This window comes from Nonomuraea sp. NPDC050394 (genome assembly GCF_044459065.1).
Classification (GTDB): domain Bacteria; phylum Actinomycetota; class Actinomycetes; order Streptosporangiales; family Streptosporangiaceae; genus Nonomuraea.
Genome location: NZ_JBITIO010000025.1, coordinates 25277 through 39414, shown reverse-complemented (window position 1 = coordinate 39414; position 14138 = coordinate 25277). Strand labels below are relative to the sequence as shown.

The window sequence follows — 14138 nt, the reverse complement described above, 5'->3', positions numbered from 1 at the left end:
CGCTGACGACCGATCTCGTCCCCCCCGATACCTCGGTAACCCCCAGGAATGATCTTGTCTCAGATTTCATGATCAACAACTAGGGCCCTGGACGCTCCCCGGTCCAGGGCCTTTCCCATGCCCACGGAGCGCCCTCGTGACCCTGTCCATCGGCCGCATCGTCCACGACACCCTCAGCGACGACGACGCCAACGCCATCAACCGCCGCCGCGACGACTACGACGCCTACCAGCGCGGACGCGCCCCCATCCTGCCCGGTCAGCCCGGCGCCACCGGCCACCAGGCCCACGTCGGCGAACGCGTCCTCGCCGGCGACGTCTACCCGGCCACGGTGGTGCGCGTCCACCCCGCCCCCACGGTGGTCAGCCTGCAAGTGCACCTCGACGGCAACGACATCTTCTGGGCCCGCGCCCGCAGCGAAGGCACCACGCCCGGCACTTGGCACTGGCCGCCTCGCATCTAGCCACATCCGAGAGTCCGACCTCCACCCCCTCTGGAGACCTCCATGCGCTGGTACACCAGCAACGAGCTCCGCATCGGTCTACACAAGAAGGGCAAGTTCGTCCACCGCCGCTTCTGGCTGCACGACGTGCCCCGACTCATGCTGTGGTGCCGCCTGCGTGGCCACCGGCCCGTGGTCGACGGACACGGCCCCATCGCAAAGGGCTTGCACGCGGCCCGATGGGTCGTCTGCGACCGGTGCGGTGTACGGCCGGACCCGCAGGGCAACCTCGACCCCGAGCAGTGGGATATCGGCCAGCCGTACGACGGACCGTGGACCCCGTTGACCCGCGACCTCGCGGCCAGCGCCTGGACGGAACTGCTCGGCCTCACCCAGCGTCCCGTTCACCGTGACGACGCACGCAAGCCGGGCCGCTGGCCGGACAAGCCGACCGGAACGCTCGGTGCCGAGCTGGTGCTCGGCAAGACGTTCGGCGTCTTCTCCGCTGAGGTCACCATCGGCTGCGCCGGGGACGAGCATCCGATCTCCTGCCACCTGCGGCTGTGGCCGTTCGGCGCCCTCTACCTGCACACCGAAGCGTTCGGCGCGTGGCTGCAGCGCCGCCTGATCCCGGACGGCTACTACTCGCGGGTGATCAACATATCCGTGGACGAGTGGACGATCCGCTGGCAGTGGTGGGCGCGCGAAGACGAGTGGGCGCGCGAAGACCCATGGTGGATGCACGGCCGCATCAGCCTCGACCTGGTCGAGAAGCTGTTCGGCCCGAAGCGGTACAGCTACGAGACCGTCAACGGGCCAACGCTCGGCCTCGTGCACATGCCCGACGGCGACTCCCACCAGGTCCAGCTCGTCCTCCAGCGCCGACGGTACGGCCGGCCGCGCCGTAAGCGAGCCGCATGGTCGTGGGTGGTGAAGTGGACAGCGAACTCGCCCGGCATCGAGACCCGCCCCGGCAAGAGCGGCATCCTCAGCTCGGCCGTGGAGGTGCCCGCGGACACCGTGCAGACCGGCGCGTGGGCGACGCTGGCGTGCGGCCTCATCGCCCACAAGCTCACCGCCGACCGCATCCGCAACGGCTACCGGCCCGCAACCACCGGACAAGCGGAATGACCGTGCCGATCATCTGCCTGTGGTGCGGTGCTGAGGGCTCCAACTGGGACCAATGCCGTGCTGCCGGATGGGATTACCACATCGAAGTTCTCTGCGAAGTCTGTCCGGCGTGTATTGCGGCGAATCGCACGAAGCAGTGGGTCGCCAACGGGAAGCCGACTTCCGCGTCCACGCCGAACTCCTCCGGCACATCACCCTCACCTGGAAGGCAGACCCATGACCCCGATCACCGCGCAGAAGGCACTCGAAGAGGCCACAGCAGCGCTCGGCGAGGCCGCCAAGACAGCCCACATGCCCGACGTCGCCAACGCCTGGATGTCGATCGCTGACCGGTGGATCACGATCGCCTCCATGTTCTCCATGGGCACTATGTGACTCGACGCATCGAGCACATGCCGCTCGCCGACATCCCGCGAGCCCTGCGGAACCCGAAGGACCACGACCTGCCCAGCATCCGCGCCAGCATCGAGACGTTCGGCTGCGTCATCGCCGGCGAACTCGACGAGCGCACCGGCCGTCTCGTCGTCGGCCACGGCCGCCTCGAGGTCCTGGCGCTCATGCAGGCAGAGGGGGTGTCGCCGCCCGAGGGTGTACAGGTGACCGACGACGGCGCGTGGTTGGCGCCGATCGTGCGCGGCTGGACGTCCCGCTCCGACGCCGACGCGGAGGCCTACCTCATCGCGAACAACCGCACGCCCGAGAAGGGCGGCTGGCAGAACGCGCTGCTGGCCGAGGTGCTCGCCGACGTGCGCCAGGCCGACGCCGAACTGCTGGCCGCGACCGGCTACAACGCTGACGAGCTGGCCGACCTGGAGGAGTCAATCGCCCGCGACCTCGCCTCCGGCTCCGGCTCTGAGGAGCTGCCGGAGCCCGGCGACGCCGACGCCGAGGTTACCCCGGCGGTGTGGGGCATCATCGTCACCTGCGACAACGAGACCGAGCAGACCCGGCTCCTGGAGCGCCTGGCCGACGAGGGCTGGCAGGTGCGCGCCCTCATGTGACCTTCTCCCGGACACGTTGCTTGCGCAGCAGCTCACCAGGCTCGTCGCAGCCATCAGCCGGGCACTCGGTGGGCCACTCCCAGCCGAGCGGCCCCGTGTGGTGCCAACGCCGACAGCGCACGTACAGCTCGAATGGGGCAAACGGGTTCACATCACTCCTTCGGAAAGGGGGTGGCATGCGGGCTGAGATCACATTGTCGTCCCCCGTCAAGAAGAGCGCGCGTGTCCTCCAGCTGCAAGGCATGTTCGACGTACCCGTCGAGGACAAGCTGGCCACTACGTGGCAGGCCGAGTTGCCGGTCGAAGATCGGGAGTGGAACGTTGGCCTGCTCGTCGGCCCGTCCGGGGCGGGTAAGACGACGATCGCCCGCACGTTGTGGCCCGACGCGGTCGTGGCCGCGCAGCAGTGGAGCCACGACCGCGCCCTCGTGGACGACTTCCCCAAGGGGATGCCGATCAAGGACGTCGTCGGCCTGCTCGGCGCTGTAGGCCTGAACTCGCCGCCGGCGTGGCTGCGGCCGTACCAGACGTTGTCGAACGGGGAAGCGTTCCGGGCGATGCTCGCGCGGGCGCTGGCCGAGCGTGAGGACCTGGTCGTCATCGACGAGTTCACGTCCGTGGTGGACCGGCAGGTCGCCAAGGTCGCCTCGTACGCGGTGCAGAAGGCGGTACGGCGCGGCCGCCGCCAGATGGTCGCCGTCACCTGCCACAACGACGTCCTCGATTGGCTGCAGCCGGACTGGGTGTACAACGTGGCGTCGGCAGAGTTCTCGTGGAGGTCGGTTCAACCCCGGCCCTCGCTCCGGCTCGAAATCCGGGAAGCGGACCGCTCCCTCTGGGCGGCTTTTAGCCGTCATCACTATTTGACGGCAGACCTTCATCGGTCGGCGCAATGTTTCGCCGGATACGTGGATGGTGAATTAGCGGCGTTCACCAGCTACCGACATTTTCAGCACCCGCACACACGGAATCTGAAGATGGCGCACCGGACCGTGGTCCTTCCCGACTATCAGGGGCTGGGGCTGGGCGGGCGAATGACGGAATGGATGGGGCAGTACCTGTACGAGCAGGGATACCGCCTTCGGGCTGTGTCCTCGCATCCAGCGCTCATCGCTCACCGCAGTCGATCCCCTCGCTGGCGGATGCAGCGGCGCGACACCAAGCTGGGCACCTCCTCGCGGCACACGTGGATGCATCACACATCCCTCGATCCGCGCCGTCTGGGGGTGACGTCGTTTGAGTACGTCGCCGCCCCTGCTACAAGCCGCGCAGCAGATCCGTGAGACGATCTGCCGGGCTCGATGGCCGCTGCAGCAGCTCCATCGCTGGCGCTTCAGCAGCGCGGACCCGGCTGAGACGCATCCCAACGGGACTCAGGTCGGCGGCGGTAAAGGCGCGCCCCCAGTCGGCCGGAGCGTCCCGCAACCCCTGAAAGCCCGTCACCTCAAGGAGGCGTCGCGCGGGCGTCGGGTTGGTCTGCACCCAGTGGAACATGCCCTCCTCAGCCCATACCGAGGGGCTGGAGCGGATGATCTCGCCGACGTCAACGGAGCCGAGGATGACGCCGTGGTGCATCGGCCCGGCCAATGTGATGCCGAGGTTCTCCATGAGGTCGAGCCCTTCATGGTCAACACGCTGTCCCGCGTGGATGAGCAACCGGCCCTGGTAGCGGGGAGCCCATGACCGGTTCTCCACGTCCTTGAATGCCAGCGACCCGGAGTTATCCACATATCCATAAACGCTGAGTGACGCCCACGGTTGTCTCACGGTGATCATCTTTGGAATGCGCATTTCCGCAGAATAGCGCACCTTTCTTGATATTGGAATAAGTCATTCTGACGCTGATTCGGGGTTCCCCTCATGGCGACATATAAGAAGGCGGAAAAGCTCATCCCTATTCATGAGCGGCGGACAAAGGCCGTCACCATGCGCCAAGCGGGAATGTCGTACCGTGTTATCGCCGAAGAACTCGGCTACGACAGCTCCGGTTCTGCCGCCAACGACGTCAAGCGCGCCCTACAGGTCGCGGCGAAGGCCGACCAGCTCGCCAGCGAGGAACTGCTGCAGCTGGAGATCGAACGCCTCGACCGGCTCCTTCTCGCCGTCTGGCCGAAGGCGGTGAAGAGCGACCTGAAAGCCGTCGAACGCGCCGAGTCCATCATCAAGCAGCGCTGCAGCCTGCTCGGCATCGACCTGCTCAACCGCGCCGGCGCCGAAAGCTCCGACGTCATCTCCCTGCTCGGCGTGCTGTTCGAGCAGATCCAAGCCGCGAACGGCAAGAGCGCGCTGCCCGCCCCCACGGCCGGCCACGCAGACGTCGAGGTCGAGGCGGTCGAGGTGATGCCATGAGCTTGGCGGCGGCCGCGCTGGTCACGATGTCGGACAAACAGCTGCGCTCCATCGGCGAAGCCGTCGCCCGCATCAACATCTGGACAGGGGCGGTGCGCTCCGGAAAGACCATCGCGAGCCTGCTGCGGTGGCTGATGTACGTGGCGACCGCACCGCGCGGGGGCTCGCTCGTCATCGTGGGCAAGACGATCGACACCATCTCGCGGAACGTGTTCGAGCCGCTCATGGACCCGTCGTTGACCGGGCCGGTGGCAAAGAAGATCTGGTACACCCGCGGCGCCCCGACCGCGAACATCCTGGGCCGCCGCGTGGAGATCATCTCCGCGAACGACGTCCGAGCTGAGTCTCGGTTGCGCGGCATGACGTGCGCGGGCGCTTACGTGGATGAGGCGACGCTCATCCCGGAGACGTTCTGGGATCAGCTCCTGGCCAGGTGCAGCGTCCCCGGCAGCAAGATCTTCGCCACGACCAACCCCGACGCCCCCAACCACTGGGTCCGCAAAAGGTTCCTGCTGCGCGCTGGCGAACTCGACCTCGCCTGGTGGCACTTCACCCTCGACGACAACCCGTCGTTGGACCCGCTGTACGTGGCCAACCTCAAATCTGAGTACACCGGGTTGTGGTACCGCCGCTACGTGCTCGGCGAGTGGTGCATGGCCGAAGGCGCGATCTTCGACATGTTCGACCCCGACCGGCACGTCGTCGACCGGCTGCCGCTCATGGAACGCTGGGTGTCCGTCGGCATCGACTACGGCACCGTCAACCCGTTCGCCGCCGTCCTGGTCGGCGTCTCCACCCCCGACCACGAAGGGCAGCGCCGCGTCTACCTCGCCGGCGAATGGCGGTGGGACTCCAAGAAGGAACGCCGCCAACTCACCGACAGCGAGTACGCCGACCGGCTCCTGCACTGGCTCGACACCTTCCCCGACAGCTACGGACCCGGTACGTCCGGCGTCTCGGCCGAGTGGCTCGTCGTTGACCCGTCCGCAGCAAGCTTCATCACCCAGCTGCACCGGACCGGCTTCTACCCGACCATGGGCGACAACGCGGTCATGGACGGCATCCGCACCGTCTCCAACCTCCTCGCCGCCGACCACTTGCGCGTGCACCGCTCTTGCACCGGCTGGCTGAGCGAGGTCGGCAGCTACTCGTGGGACGACAAGAAGGCCGAGAAAGGCGACGACGTGCCCGTCAAGCTTGACGACCACTCCCTCGACGCCTCCCGATACGCCCTGCACACCACGCAGGCCGCCTGGGCGCCGCTCCTGGAACCGGTGCCCTCCTACTAGACCCCGCCTTCCTCCTGCCTATCCAAGGTCGCACCAACCTTCACAGGAGGAGGGCGGGCACCAAGCCGGGCTCCGCCGCCGCACCCCGTACGGCCCGCGTCGAGCCCGCCCCGGGGTGCGGGGCCAGGACCTGCTGTTGAGGGGCAGCACAGTCCCCGCCCCGCACCCCGCAGCACCAGCCCCGAGGGGAAGGCGGTGGTGCCGTGGCCGGAGCAGCCAACACCTTCGACGGCGGCACCCCCGGCACCTCCATCACGCCGGCGAACTCCGGCGGAGCCAGCGGCACACCGTTCTCGGCCGCCAACACCTCCTACGCGGCCACCCCCGGCATGCAGGGCGCCGCCTGCGCGATCGTGCCCGCCCTCAACGCCGGATGGGTCGAACACCCGCTGTCTGGCACCGGAACCCGCTGGGTGCGCGCCTACAACCGGCCCAGCGACTACTCCTTCGGCCTCGTCGACCTGCACCTGGCCAATGGCAACTACATCCGCGTTGACGTCAACGACGGCTTCATCGCTCTCACCTCCTCCAACGGCAGCGCCGAGACGTGGGTTGCCTCGCAGGCGTTCACGCCCGAGGGCTGGATGCGGGTGGAGCTGCAGGCGTCGGCGTCCGCCTCCAGCACGGCCACTGCCCGCATCTACACCGACCCGGACAGCGAGACGCCCGCCATCCAGCTGACCGGAGTCGTGGCCAGCGGCGGTACCTGGCGGGCTGCTCGTTACGGCGGCAGCAACGACGCGAACGCCGCCTGGTACTTCGACTCCGTCGCCTGGTCCGACACCGGCTGGATCGGCCCCCTGCACGACCTGCGCCCGCAGCCTGTGATCAGGAGCGGAGCAGCGCACCGCGCCGCCTCCTGGTGAGCGGCCTCGTCACCGTTTCCCGCTACCAAGGAGGAGGCCGCGTGGCCAACTTCGCGTTCAACATCTCGCTCGGCCGTATCGCCGAGCTCTACCACCGCGTCAAGATCGGAGACCCCGCAGGCAGCAGCCTCCTCGTGGTGGCGCTCGCCGAGACCGGCCTCGAATCCGACGCCGTCCTGAAGGACAAGGACACCCTGGCCGACGTGCTGGCCGGGGCCACGAACGAGGCCGGCAACGCGGGCTACGCCCGCAAGGTGCTGGCCGCGGTCGACCTGCACGCGGTCGCGGCCGACGACGCCGCCGACCGGATGCGGCTCGACATCCCCGACCAGACGTTCACCGCCGTGCAGACGGCCGGAGGCCCCTGGGCGAAGATCGTCATCGCCTACCGGCCCGCCGCGGCGTCGCCGGACTCGGCGATCATCCCGCTCACCTGCCACGACTTCACGATGACCCCGGACGGCAACAACATCGCCGTCCAGATCGACCCGCTCGGCTTCTTCGAGGCGGCCTGACCATGTCGAAGACCGGCTACACCGTCGCGACCATCAACTCCACCACCCACGTCACCACGCCGGTCGCGCTCGCCGCGAATGTGGCCAAGAGCGTCCTGGGGTTCCGCGCGCCCGCCGAGTTCGGGCTGGAGATCAAGAAGATCCGCATCGGCCTGTACGGCGTGTCCGCCTCAGCCGTACCGGGTGACATCGAGCTGTGCCAGGCCACGTTCGCGGCGAACGCGCCCGGCACCGCCTCCACCGCGGTGACGCCGCAGCAGGTGTACGGCAGGCCGATCCCGCCCGGCTTCACCGCCGCCCACACCTGGACGGCCGAGCCGACCGTGCTGTCGATCATCGACCCGTACCCGATCACGCCGAACGGCGGCCTGCTTGTCTACGACCTGCCGCTCGGCGACTCCCCGGACTGCGCCCCGTCGACCGGGTTCGTGCTGCGCGCCAAGTTCCCGGCCGCCGTCAGCGTGTCGGCCTGCATGTGGGTCGAACGCATCTGACCTCGGGGGGAGGGGGTCGTGGCCGACATCAGCTTCGCCGCGTCGCCGCCGCTGGTCTTCTCCGACACCTCTGGCGTCGTCACCACGGCGGCGTTCAACGTGCCGGCCGGGGCGACGCTCGTCGCGCTGTGCGGCAGCGAGATCCGCGACGTCACCTACACCGTGACCACGAACGCGGTCGGCGCCGGCCTGGTGTGGAGGAAGCAGCTGCAGAACACCGACGGCAACTCCGGTGCCGCGATCGTCACCACGCGGGCACCGGCCGCCCTGACCGGGCTCACGGTCACGCTGGCCACCGGCACCGACGACGCCGCCTTGAAGGTGCTCGTCGCCCGCGACGTCCACCCCATCCACCCGGTCGGCAAGCGTTTCCAAGGGTTCGGCACCGTCGCCGACTACACGCCGGTCTGCTACACCGCGACGAAACCCGGCACGTGGGCCGCCGGCGTCGGCGTCGACTACTCCGGGGCGGGCGCCTGCTCCTCCAGCGACGTCGGCGAAGCGTATGACGCCGGATCCTCCATGGACGGCATCGCTGTCCGGAAGTCGGCGGCCGCGACCGGGCGGGACGCCGTCATGTCGATGAACTTCGCGACCACCGCGCCCAACCCGCAATGGTCGGTCGCCGTCGTCGAGCTCATGCCGGACGATGGCAGCACCGCGCGTCACGAGGTCAACACCTTCGACGGCGGCACCAACGGCGCGACGGTCTCCACCGCGAACTCCGGCGGCACCGGCAACGCCTTCGGCAACGTCGTCGGGCAGCCCCGCTACACCAACGCGGAACGGCTCGGCGGCACCGGCCTGTCGGTGGTGAACCCGCTCCCCGGCACGGACACGCACCTGGACTGGACGAACATCTCGCTGCCCGGCCCGCTGTACGGCGTCCGCATGTACGTGCACCGTGTCGGCGTCCCGAGCGGGTTCGTTGGCCTGTTCGCCCTCCTCGGCTCCACCGGCGTCGTCTCCAAGGCGTACCTGATGGACGACGGACGCCTTCACATCTACGCCGACGCCGCCGCAACCCTGGTGGCATCCACCGGCGTGCCGCTGCCCAGCAACGCGTGGGCGCGCGTCGAGCTCCGCTACACCATCGACGCCGGAGCCGGCGCGGTGGAGGCGTGGACGTACCTGGACCCGCACTCCGCCGACCACGACGACTACGTGATCGCCACCGGGCTCACCTGGCCAGGCGGACCCCCGGCCACCGTCGAGTTCCACCTGGAGGGCGACGCCACCTCCTCCTACTACCTGGACGACCTCGCGCTCGGCCCGGACAAGGTCGGCCCGTCCGTCCTGCCGACCCGCACCGGGACGCGAACCGCCCGGGGCGCTCTGCCGGCCGCGCACCGCGCGGGCAGTTGGTAACGACCACGGGAGGGGGCGGCGTTGGCTCGCGCTGGACGAGGATTCCCGAACCGGGCGCTGATCGTCCGCCCGGCCGCCGCTGAACCGCCCAAGGTCGGCCCCGCCGCCGAGACGTCAACGGCGCTGCCCCTGACGGCCGCTCACGCCGCCGCGCTCACCGCGGCAGCGGAGACCGGTACCGCGCTGCCCATGACCCCGGTCATCACCCGGCCGCTGGCCGCCGCGACCGACACCGGGACCGTGCTGCCCATGGCCGCCGCGCGGACGCAACCGGCCGACCGAGCGCAGTCCACGCAGACGGCCCTGCCGATGACCGCGGTGAAGACCGCCGTGCTCGGCGTCGCCGTCGAAACCTCGACGGCATTCCCGATCACCTCGACAGCGCAGGTGAACCGCCTGGTCGAGCACGACCAGGCGCTGCCGGTGACCGCCGTCAAGATCGGCCAGCTCGGCCGCGCTTCCGCAGCAGGTCTGGCCGCGCCGCTCACCTACGCCCGTACGGCGCCCACAGCAGCGGCTACCGAGAGCGGGACCGCGCTGGCGTTCACCGCGACGAAGACCGGCGTCCTGCACCGCGCCGTTGAGACCGGCACGGCCCGCGCCATGCTGCGTCGCCGTCCGCCACTGCAGGTTGGCCTGCCACAGCGCAGGTGGGCCGTCCGCTTCGCAGGGAGGAGAGGTTCCGTGGACCCAGTGAACTCGCTCAGCCGGGAGCACCTGGAGTTCGCCGTCGACTACGCCAACGGCAGCGAACCCGTCGAGGCCGCCTTCACTGTTCCGGGCGTGAAGCCGATCGAGTCGGACTGGCGGCCTGCCACGTGGGGCGAGCCGACGAAGAAGGGCATGAAGGCCCTCGTGCTCGTCGGCCCCGGCAGCAGTTCCCCGCTGCCGGACGGCACCTACCAGGCGTGGATCCGCGTCTCGCGCGGCGACGAGGTGCCCGTGCTGCCGTCCGGGCTCGTGCCTATCACCTGACCTACGTGCTCCGAGCCCCGGATCTGTCCGGCAGTTCTCGGAAGCGGTTCCGCTGCCCTGTTGAGGAGGTCTGAATGCCGCTGCCTGATCGAGACCAGGAGTGGCCGCCTCCGTCGCAGCGCGCGGAGACGAAGCTGTACAAGACGTGGGGCGCCTGGTACAGCGGCGACCCCGACCGGCTGTCGGAGGTGTACGGCGGCGGCCACGTCCCCAGCGTGGGCCTCGACCTCAAGGGCTACGACCGGCCCCTGACCTTCGGCGGCGGCTTCATCAACCGGGTGGCCCGCTTCTTCTGGTCGACGCCGATCCCGGCCGGCCAGTCCCGCTCCACGAAGTTGCACGTCCCGGTCGCCTCCGACGTGGCCGCCACCTCCGGCGACCTGCTGTTCTCCGAGCCGCCGACGCTGCGGGTCAGCGGCTCCACCGGTCAGGCCCGCCTGGAGCAGGTCCTTGCCGAGTCCGGCGCGTATGGCGTGTGGCTGGAAGCGGCCGAGCTCGCGGCCGCCTACGGAGGCGTCTACGTGCGGGTCGGCTGGAACACCGACCTGTACGACCACCCCATCGTGGACGCGCTCCCGCCCGACTGCGCCGTCCCCGAGTTCAGCATCGGCCAGCTGCGCGCCGTCACGTTCTGGCGGGTGGTGCGCGCCGACGACAAGATCGTGTGGCGTCACCTTGAACGGCACGAACCCGGCCGCGTCTACCACGGCCTGTTCGAGGGCGACGACGACCGGCTCGGCATCCAGATCCCGCTGACCGAGCACCCGGACACCGCGGTGTTCGCCGAGATGGTCGACGCCGACGGCGGCTTCGACAGCGGCTACAAGGGCTTGCTCGTCTTCTACGTCCCGAACATGCGCCCGCACCGAACCCTGCGCGGCACCTCGTTGGGCCGCTCCGACTACGCCGGCGTCGAGTCGCTGATGGACGCCCTCGACGAAACCTGGACTAGCTGGATGCGGGACCTGCGGCTGGGCAAGGCGCGCATCATCATCCCCGAGGTGTTCCTCCAGAACACCGGCCGCGGCCGCGGCTCGATGTGGGATCCGGACCGGGAGATCTACTCGGCGCTGGGGATGCTGCCGCCGCCGAATGGCTCCTCCAACCAGATGATCACCCTGTCGCAGTTCGCGATCCGGGTGGAGGAGCACCAGCAGACCGCCAAGTCGTTGCTGGCGCAAATTCTTCGAGGTGCGGGCTACTCGGTGCAAAGCTTCGGCGAAGCCGGTGAAGGGGCGGCAGCGACGGCGACGGAGATCCATTCCCGCGAGCGCAAAAGCTTCGTGACGCGGGGCCGCAAGATCGGCTACTGGACACCCTGTCTCGCCTGGCTGGCCGAATGCCTGCTCGCGGTCGACAACGCCATCTACGGCACCAAGGTCGTGTCGGAGAGGGCGACGGTGGAGTGGCCGGACGGTGTCCAGCCCGACCCCGAAGCGCTCTCACGCACCCTCGACATGGTCAACCGGGCGCAGGCAGCGAGCGCGGACACGCGCGTGCGCTGGCTGCACCCCGACTGGGATGACACCCAGATCCGGGCCGAGGTCGAGCGCATCAAGGACGAGCACGGCCTCAACGTGCAGTCGCCGGACGAGCTCGTCGACAAGTACGTCCCCGACGACCTCGACGCGTGATGGCGGTCGCGACGCCGCAGGACGCGGCCGACGTCCTCGACGCCGTCGCCCAGGCCCGGCTCCTGTCGGCCATGTACGCCGACGCCGAGCAGGCGCTCCTCGACATGATCGCCGACCGCGTCTCCCGTCAGCTGGACGAGCCGGAATGGGCGATTGTCCGCGCCGCCGAACTCGCTCAGCTGCGTAAGGACACCGAACGCATCCTCGCCCGCCTGGAGAAGGCGATGGAGCGCGCGGTGCAGCGTGGCGTCACCGCAGCGTGGCGGCGCGGCGTCACCCGGGCGCTGGCCGAGCTCCGCCAGGTCGGCGCCAAGAAGGCGATCAATCCTGGGCAGGGCGTTGCCGAGCTGGCCGCGCAAACGGTCCGCGGCATCGACTCCGTTCACGACAGCGCGCTGCGCCTCGTCGAGGACCTCTACCGCAAGGTGATCGCTGAAATGTCTGCGCGCGTGCTCGCCGGTGCCGAGGACCCGCGCAAGGCGGCGGCCCGCGCCATGGACATCTTCGCCGCGCACGGCGTCACCGGGTTCACCGACGAACGCGGCCGCGCTTGGTCGCTGTCGTCGTACGTGGAGATGGCGATGCGGACGGCGCAGGCCCGCGCCGCCACCGACGGCCACCTCGCATCCCTGCGGGCCAACGGCATGGACCTCGTCATCGTCTCCCGCTCGGCGGCCGGAACGTGCCCGGTGTGCGCCCCCTGGGAAGGCACGATCCTCACCCAGGACGGCCAGCCCGGCGCCCGCACCGAAGCCAATCCCGTGACGCGGGAGCCCGTCGAGGTGAACGTGGCCGCGACGATCGCGCAGGCGCGGGCGGCCGGACTCCAGCATCCGCGGTGCACGCACTCGCTGTCGGCGTACCTGCCCGGCCTCACCCAGCCGCCCCGGGCGGCCGGAACGAAAGCCGAGCGGGAGGCCGCGTACAAGGCGCGTCAGCAGGAGCGACAGCTGCAACGTCAGGCCCGCTCGTGGGAGCGACGCCGGTCCGCAGCGAAAGCGCTCGGTGACGAAGCCACCCGGAAGAAGGCGGCGGCGAAGGCCTCCGAGTACCGGGCCCGGCTCAAGGAGCACCGGGCCTCCGCACCCGGACCAAGGCCGGTCGCCTACGCCGACCGTCCCGCCCGATAGGGCACCCCACAAGTTTCCCCCAGGAGTCTCGCGCAGCCCGTTGGCCGGGCGGCGAGCACCAACACGGGGGTGGTTAGTCCGAGCCGGATCTGCCCGTTGGCCGGGCGCGGCCGGAGCCGCTTCACGTCGGATGCAGCCCGTTGGCCGGGCGGCCGACCCCGTCCCATCAGGAGTTGTCCCATGTCGGAGACCGCGCCGGAAGCTGCCGCCGGGCAGGTGCAGACCGAATCCGCAGAGGCTGCCACCACGCCCGCCCCGCCCGCGCCTGCCGCGCAGGAGGAGGCGGCCAAGCAGGAGCAGGCGAACCTGGACGCCCGCAAGATCGACCAGCTGCCGAAGTGGGCGCAGGAGGAGCTGCAGCGGGCCCGCCAGCAGGTGATCAAGCTGCGTAACGGCGAGAGCCGCGACCTGCTGTCGCCTGACCAGGTGGCCGCCAAGCAGGAGGAGGCCGCCGCAGCCGCCCGCGAGGAGGCTGCGAAAGACGTCGCCCGTCAGATCGGCATCGCGCTCGGCCTCGTCGAGGACGAATCCGCGAAGCCCGTCGACCCGCAGATCCTCGTCCAGCAGCTCACCGAGAAGGCGGCCGAGGCCGACAAGCGGGCCGCCGACAACGCCGACCGGCTGCGCCGCACCCTCGTGGAACTGGCCGTGCACCGCTCGTCCGGCAAGGTCGGCGCCGACCCCGACGCGCTGCTCGACTCGCGCTCGTTCGTGCTGAACATCCACGGCCTCGACCCCGACACGGATGGCTTCGCCGCCCGCCTGGACGAGGTGATCAAGCTCGCGGTGGAGGACAACCCCAAGTTCAAGGCGTCCGGCCTGTCCGGGCCGCCGACCAAGTCCGGAGGCGAGTTCAGCGCGGGGCCCGGCCCCGGCTCGGACGCCGAGGACAAGTCCGTCGACGACTTCCGCCGTGAACGGCGCAAGAAGTCGTCCTCCTAACC

General features: G+C 69.6%; 16 protein-coding genes. 15 read left to right on the top strand and 1 reads right to left on the bottom strand.

Translation table 11 applies throughout. The features are described from left to right. Nucleotides 1–136 precede the first annotated feature (136 nt). From ACIBKY_RS51040 to ACIBKY_RS51020, 5 genes are all read left to right on the top strand, one after another. Nucleotides 137–463, top strand: coding sequence for a hypothetical protein (locus ACIBKY_RS51040; protein ID WP_397109239.1), 327 nt, complete (start codon nucleotides 137–139; stop codon nucleotides 461–463). Between the two features lie 42 nt (nucleotides 464–505). Beyond that, entirely contained in the window at nucleotides 506–1573 is a 1068-nt protein-coding gene (locus ACIBKY_RS51035; protein ID WP_397109237.1) for a hypothetical protein, read from the top strand. A gap of 216 nt (nucleotides 1574–1789) precedes the next feature. Then, a complete protein-coding gene (locus tag ACIBKY_RS51030; protein WP_397109235.1) occupies nucleotides 1790–1948 on the top strand; it encodes a hypothetical protein in 159 nt (52 codons plus the stop codon). Then, nucleotides 1945–2574: a hypothetical protein gene (locus tag ACIBKY_RS51025; protein ID WP_397109233.1), complete on the top strand. Its 630-nt coding sequence runs from the start codon at nucleotides 1945–1947 to the stop codon at nucleotides 2572–2574. The genes ACIBKY_RS51030 and ACIBKY_RS51025 overlap by 4 nt, the downstream gene beginning before the upstream one ends. 176 nt (nucleotides 2575–2750) lie before the next feature. Continuing rightward, complete coding sequence (locus ACIBKY_RS51020; RefSeq protein ID WP_397109231.1) at nucleotides 2751–3857, top strand: GNAT family N-acetyltransferase; 1107 nt, start codon at nucleotides 2751–2753, stop codon at nucleotides 3855–3857. Here the strand turns inward: ACIBKY_RS51020 and ACIBKY_RS51015 are convergent. Then, entirely contained in the window at nucleotides 3832–4365 is a 534-nt protein-coding gene (locus ACIBKY_RS51015; RefSeq protein ID WP_397109229.1) for a hypothetical protein, read from the bottom strand. The two genes, ACIBKY_RS51020 and ACIBKY_RS51015, sit on opposite strands and share 26 nt — an antisense overlap. Before the next feature lie 150 nt (nucleotides 4366–4515). Here ACIBKY_RS51015 and ACIBKY_RS51010 point away from each other — a divergent pair, with 150 nt between their 5' ends. The 10 genes from ACIBKY_RS51010 to ACIBKY_RS50965 all read left to right on the top strand — a co-directional run bounded on the left by ACIBKY_RS51010 (nucleotide 4516) and on the right by ACIBKY_RS50965 (nucleotide 14136). Continuing rightward, nucleotides 4516–4923: a hypothetical protein gene (locus ACIBKY_RS51010; protein WP_397109227.1), complete on the top strand. Its 408-nt coding sequence runs from the start codon at nucleotides 4516–4518 to the stop codon at nucleotides 4921–4923. Further along, nucleotides 4920–6212 (top strand): PBSX family phage terminase large subunit, encoded by a 1293-nt coding sequence (locus ACIBKY_RS51005; RefSeq protein WP_397109225.1) that lies wholly within the window; start codon nucleotides 4920–4922, stop codon nucleotides 6210–6212. Before ACIBKY_RS51010 ends, ACIBKY_RS51005 begins: the two co-directional genes overlap by 4 nt. A gap of 203 nt (nucleotides 6213–6415) precedes the next feature. Next, nucleotides 6416–7078 carry a hypothetical protein gene (locus tag ACIBKY_RS51000; protein WP_397109223.1) on the top strand — a complete coding sequence of 221 codons (663 nt, stop codon included), beginning with the start codon at nucleotides 6416–6418 and terminating at the stop codon, nucleotides 7076–7078. Between the two features lie 41 nt (nucleotides 7079–7119). Next, entirely contained in the window at nucleotides 7120–7593 is a 474-nt protein-coding gene (locus tag ACIBKY_RS50995; RefSeq protein ID WP_397109221.1) for a hypothetical protein, read from the top strand. Nucleotides 7594–7595: 2 nt separating this feature from the next. Next, nucleotides 7596–8087 (top strand): hypothetical protein, encoded by a 492-nt coding sequence (locus ACIBKY_RS50990; protein WP_397109219.1) that lies wholly within the window; start codon nucleotides 7596–7598, stop codon nucleotides 8085–8087. A gap of 18 nt (nucleotides 8088–8105) precedes the next feature. Then, nucleotides 8106–9455, top strand: coding sequence for a hypothetical protein (locus tag ACIBKY_RS50985; RefSeq protein ID WP_397109217.1), 1350 nt, complete (start codon nucleotides 8106–8108; stop codon nucleotides 9453–9455). A gap of 21 nt (nucleotides 9456–9476) precedes the next feature. Further along, on the top strand, nucleotides 9477–10430 hold the full coding sequence (locus ACIBKY_RS50980) for a hypothetical protein (protein WP_397109215.1): 954 nt from the start codon (nucleotides 9477–9479) through the stop codon (nucleotides 10428–10430). Between the two features lie 74 nt (nucleotides 10431–10504). After that, a complete protein-coding gene (locus ACIBKY_RS50975) occupies nucleotides 10505–12064 on the top strand; it encodes a phage portal protein (RefSeq protein WP_397109213.1) in 1560 nt (519 codons plus the stop codon). Then, a complete protein-coding gene (locus tag ACIBKY_RS50970) occupies nucleotides 12064–13194 on the top strand; it encodes a phage minor capsid protein (RefSeq protein WP_397109453.1) in 1131 nt (376 codons plus the stop codon). The genes ACIBKY_RS50975 and ACIBKY_RS50970 overlap by 1 nt, the downstream gene beginning before the upstream one ends. Before the next feature lie 180 nt (nucleotides 13195–13374). Continuing rightward, on the top strand, nucleotides 13375–14136 hold the full coding sequence (locus tag ACIBKY_RS50965) for a hypothetical protein (protein ID WP_397109211.1): 762 nt from the start codon (nucleotides 13375–13377) through the stop codon (nucleotides 14134–14136). Nucleotides 14137–14138: the final 2 nt, after the last annotated feature.

What these genes read in the sequence shown, in the direction of transcription:
- ACIBKY_RS51035 (WP_397109237.1), top strand. Translation starts at nt 506, where the DNA reads ATGCGCTGGTACACCAGCAACGAGCTCCGCATCGGTCTACACAAGAAG.
- ACIBKY_RS51030 (WP_397109235.1), top strand. Translation starts at nt 1,790, where the DNA reads ATGACCCCGATCACCGCGCAGAAGGCACTCGAAGAGGCCACAGCAGCG.
- ACIBKY_RS51020 (WP_397109231.1), top strand. Translation starts at nt 2,751, where the DNA reads ATGCGGGCTGAGATCACATTGTCGTCCCCCGTCAAGAAGAGCGCGCGT.
- ACIBKY_RS51015 (WP_397109229.1), bottom strand. Translation starts at nt 4,365, where the DNA reads ATGCGCATTCCAAAGATGATCACCGTGAGACAACCGTGGGCGTCACTC.
- ACIBKY_RS51010 (WP_397109227.1), top strand. Translation starts at nt 4,516, where the DNA reads ATGTCGTACCGTGTTATCGCCGAAGAACTCGGCTACGACAGCTCCGGT.
- ACIBKY_RS51005 (WP_397109225.1), top strand. Translation starts at nt 4,920, where the DNA reads ATGAGCTTGGCGGCGGCCGCGCTGGTCACGATGTCGGACAAACAGCTG.
- ACIBKY_RS50990 (WP_397109219.1), top strand. Translation starts at nt 7,596, where the DNA reads ATGTCGAAGACCGGCTACACCGTCGCGACCATCAACTCCACCACCCAC.
- ACIBKY_RS50975 (WP_397109213.1), top strand. Translation starts at nt 10,505, where the DNA reads ATGCCGCTGCCTGATCGAGACCAGGAGTGGCCGCCTCCGTCGCAGCGC.
- ACIBKY_RS50970 (WP_397109453.1), top strand. Translation starts at nt 12,064, where the DNA reads ATGGCGGTCGCGACGCCGCAGGACGCGGCCGACGTCCTCGACGCCGTC.
- ACIBKY_RS50965 (WP_397109211.1), top strand. Translation starts at nt 13,375, where the DNA reads ATGTCGGAGACCGCGCCGGAAGCTGCCGCCGGGCAGGTGCAGACCGAA.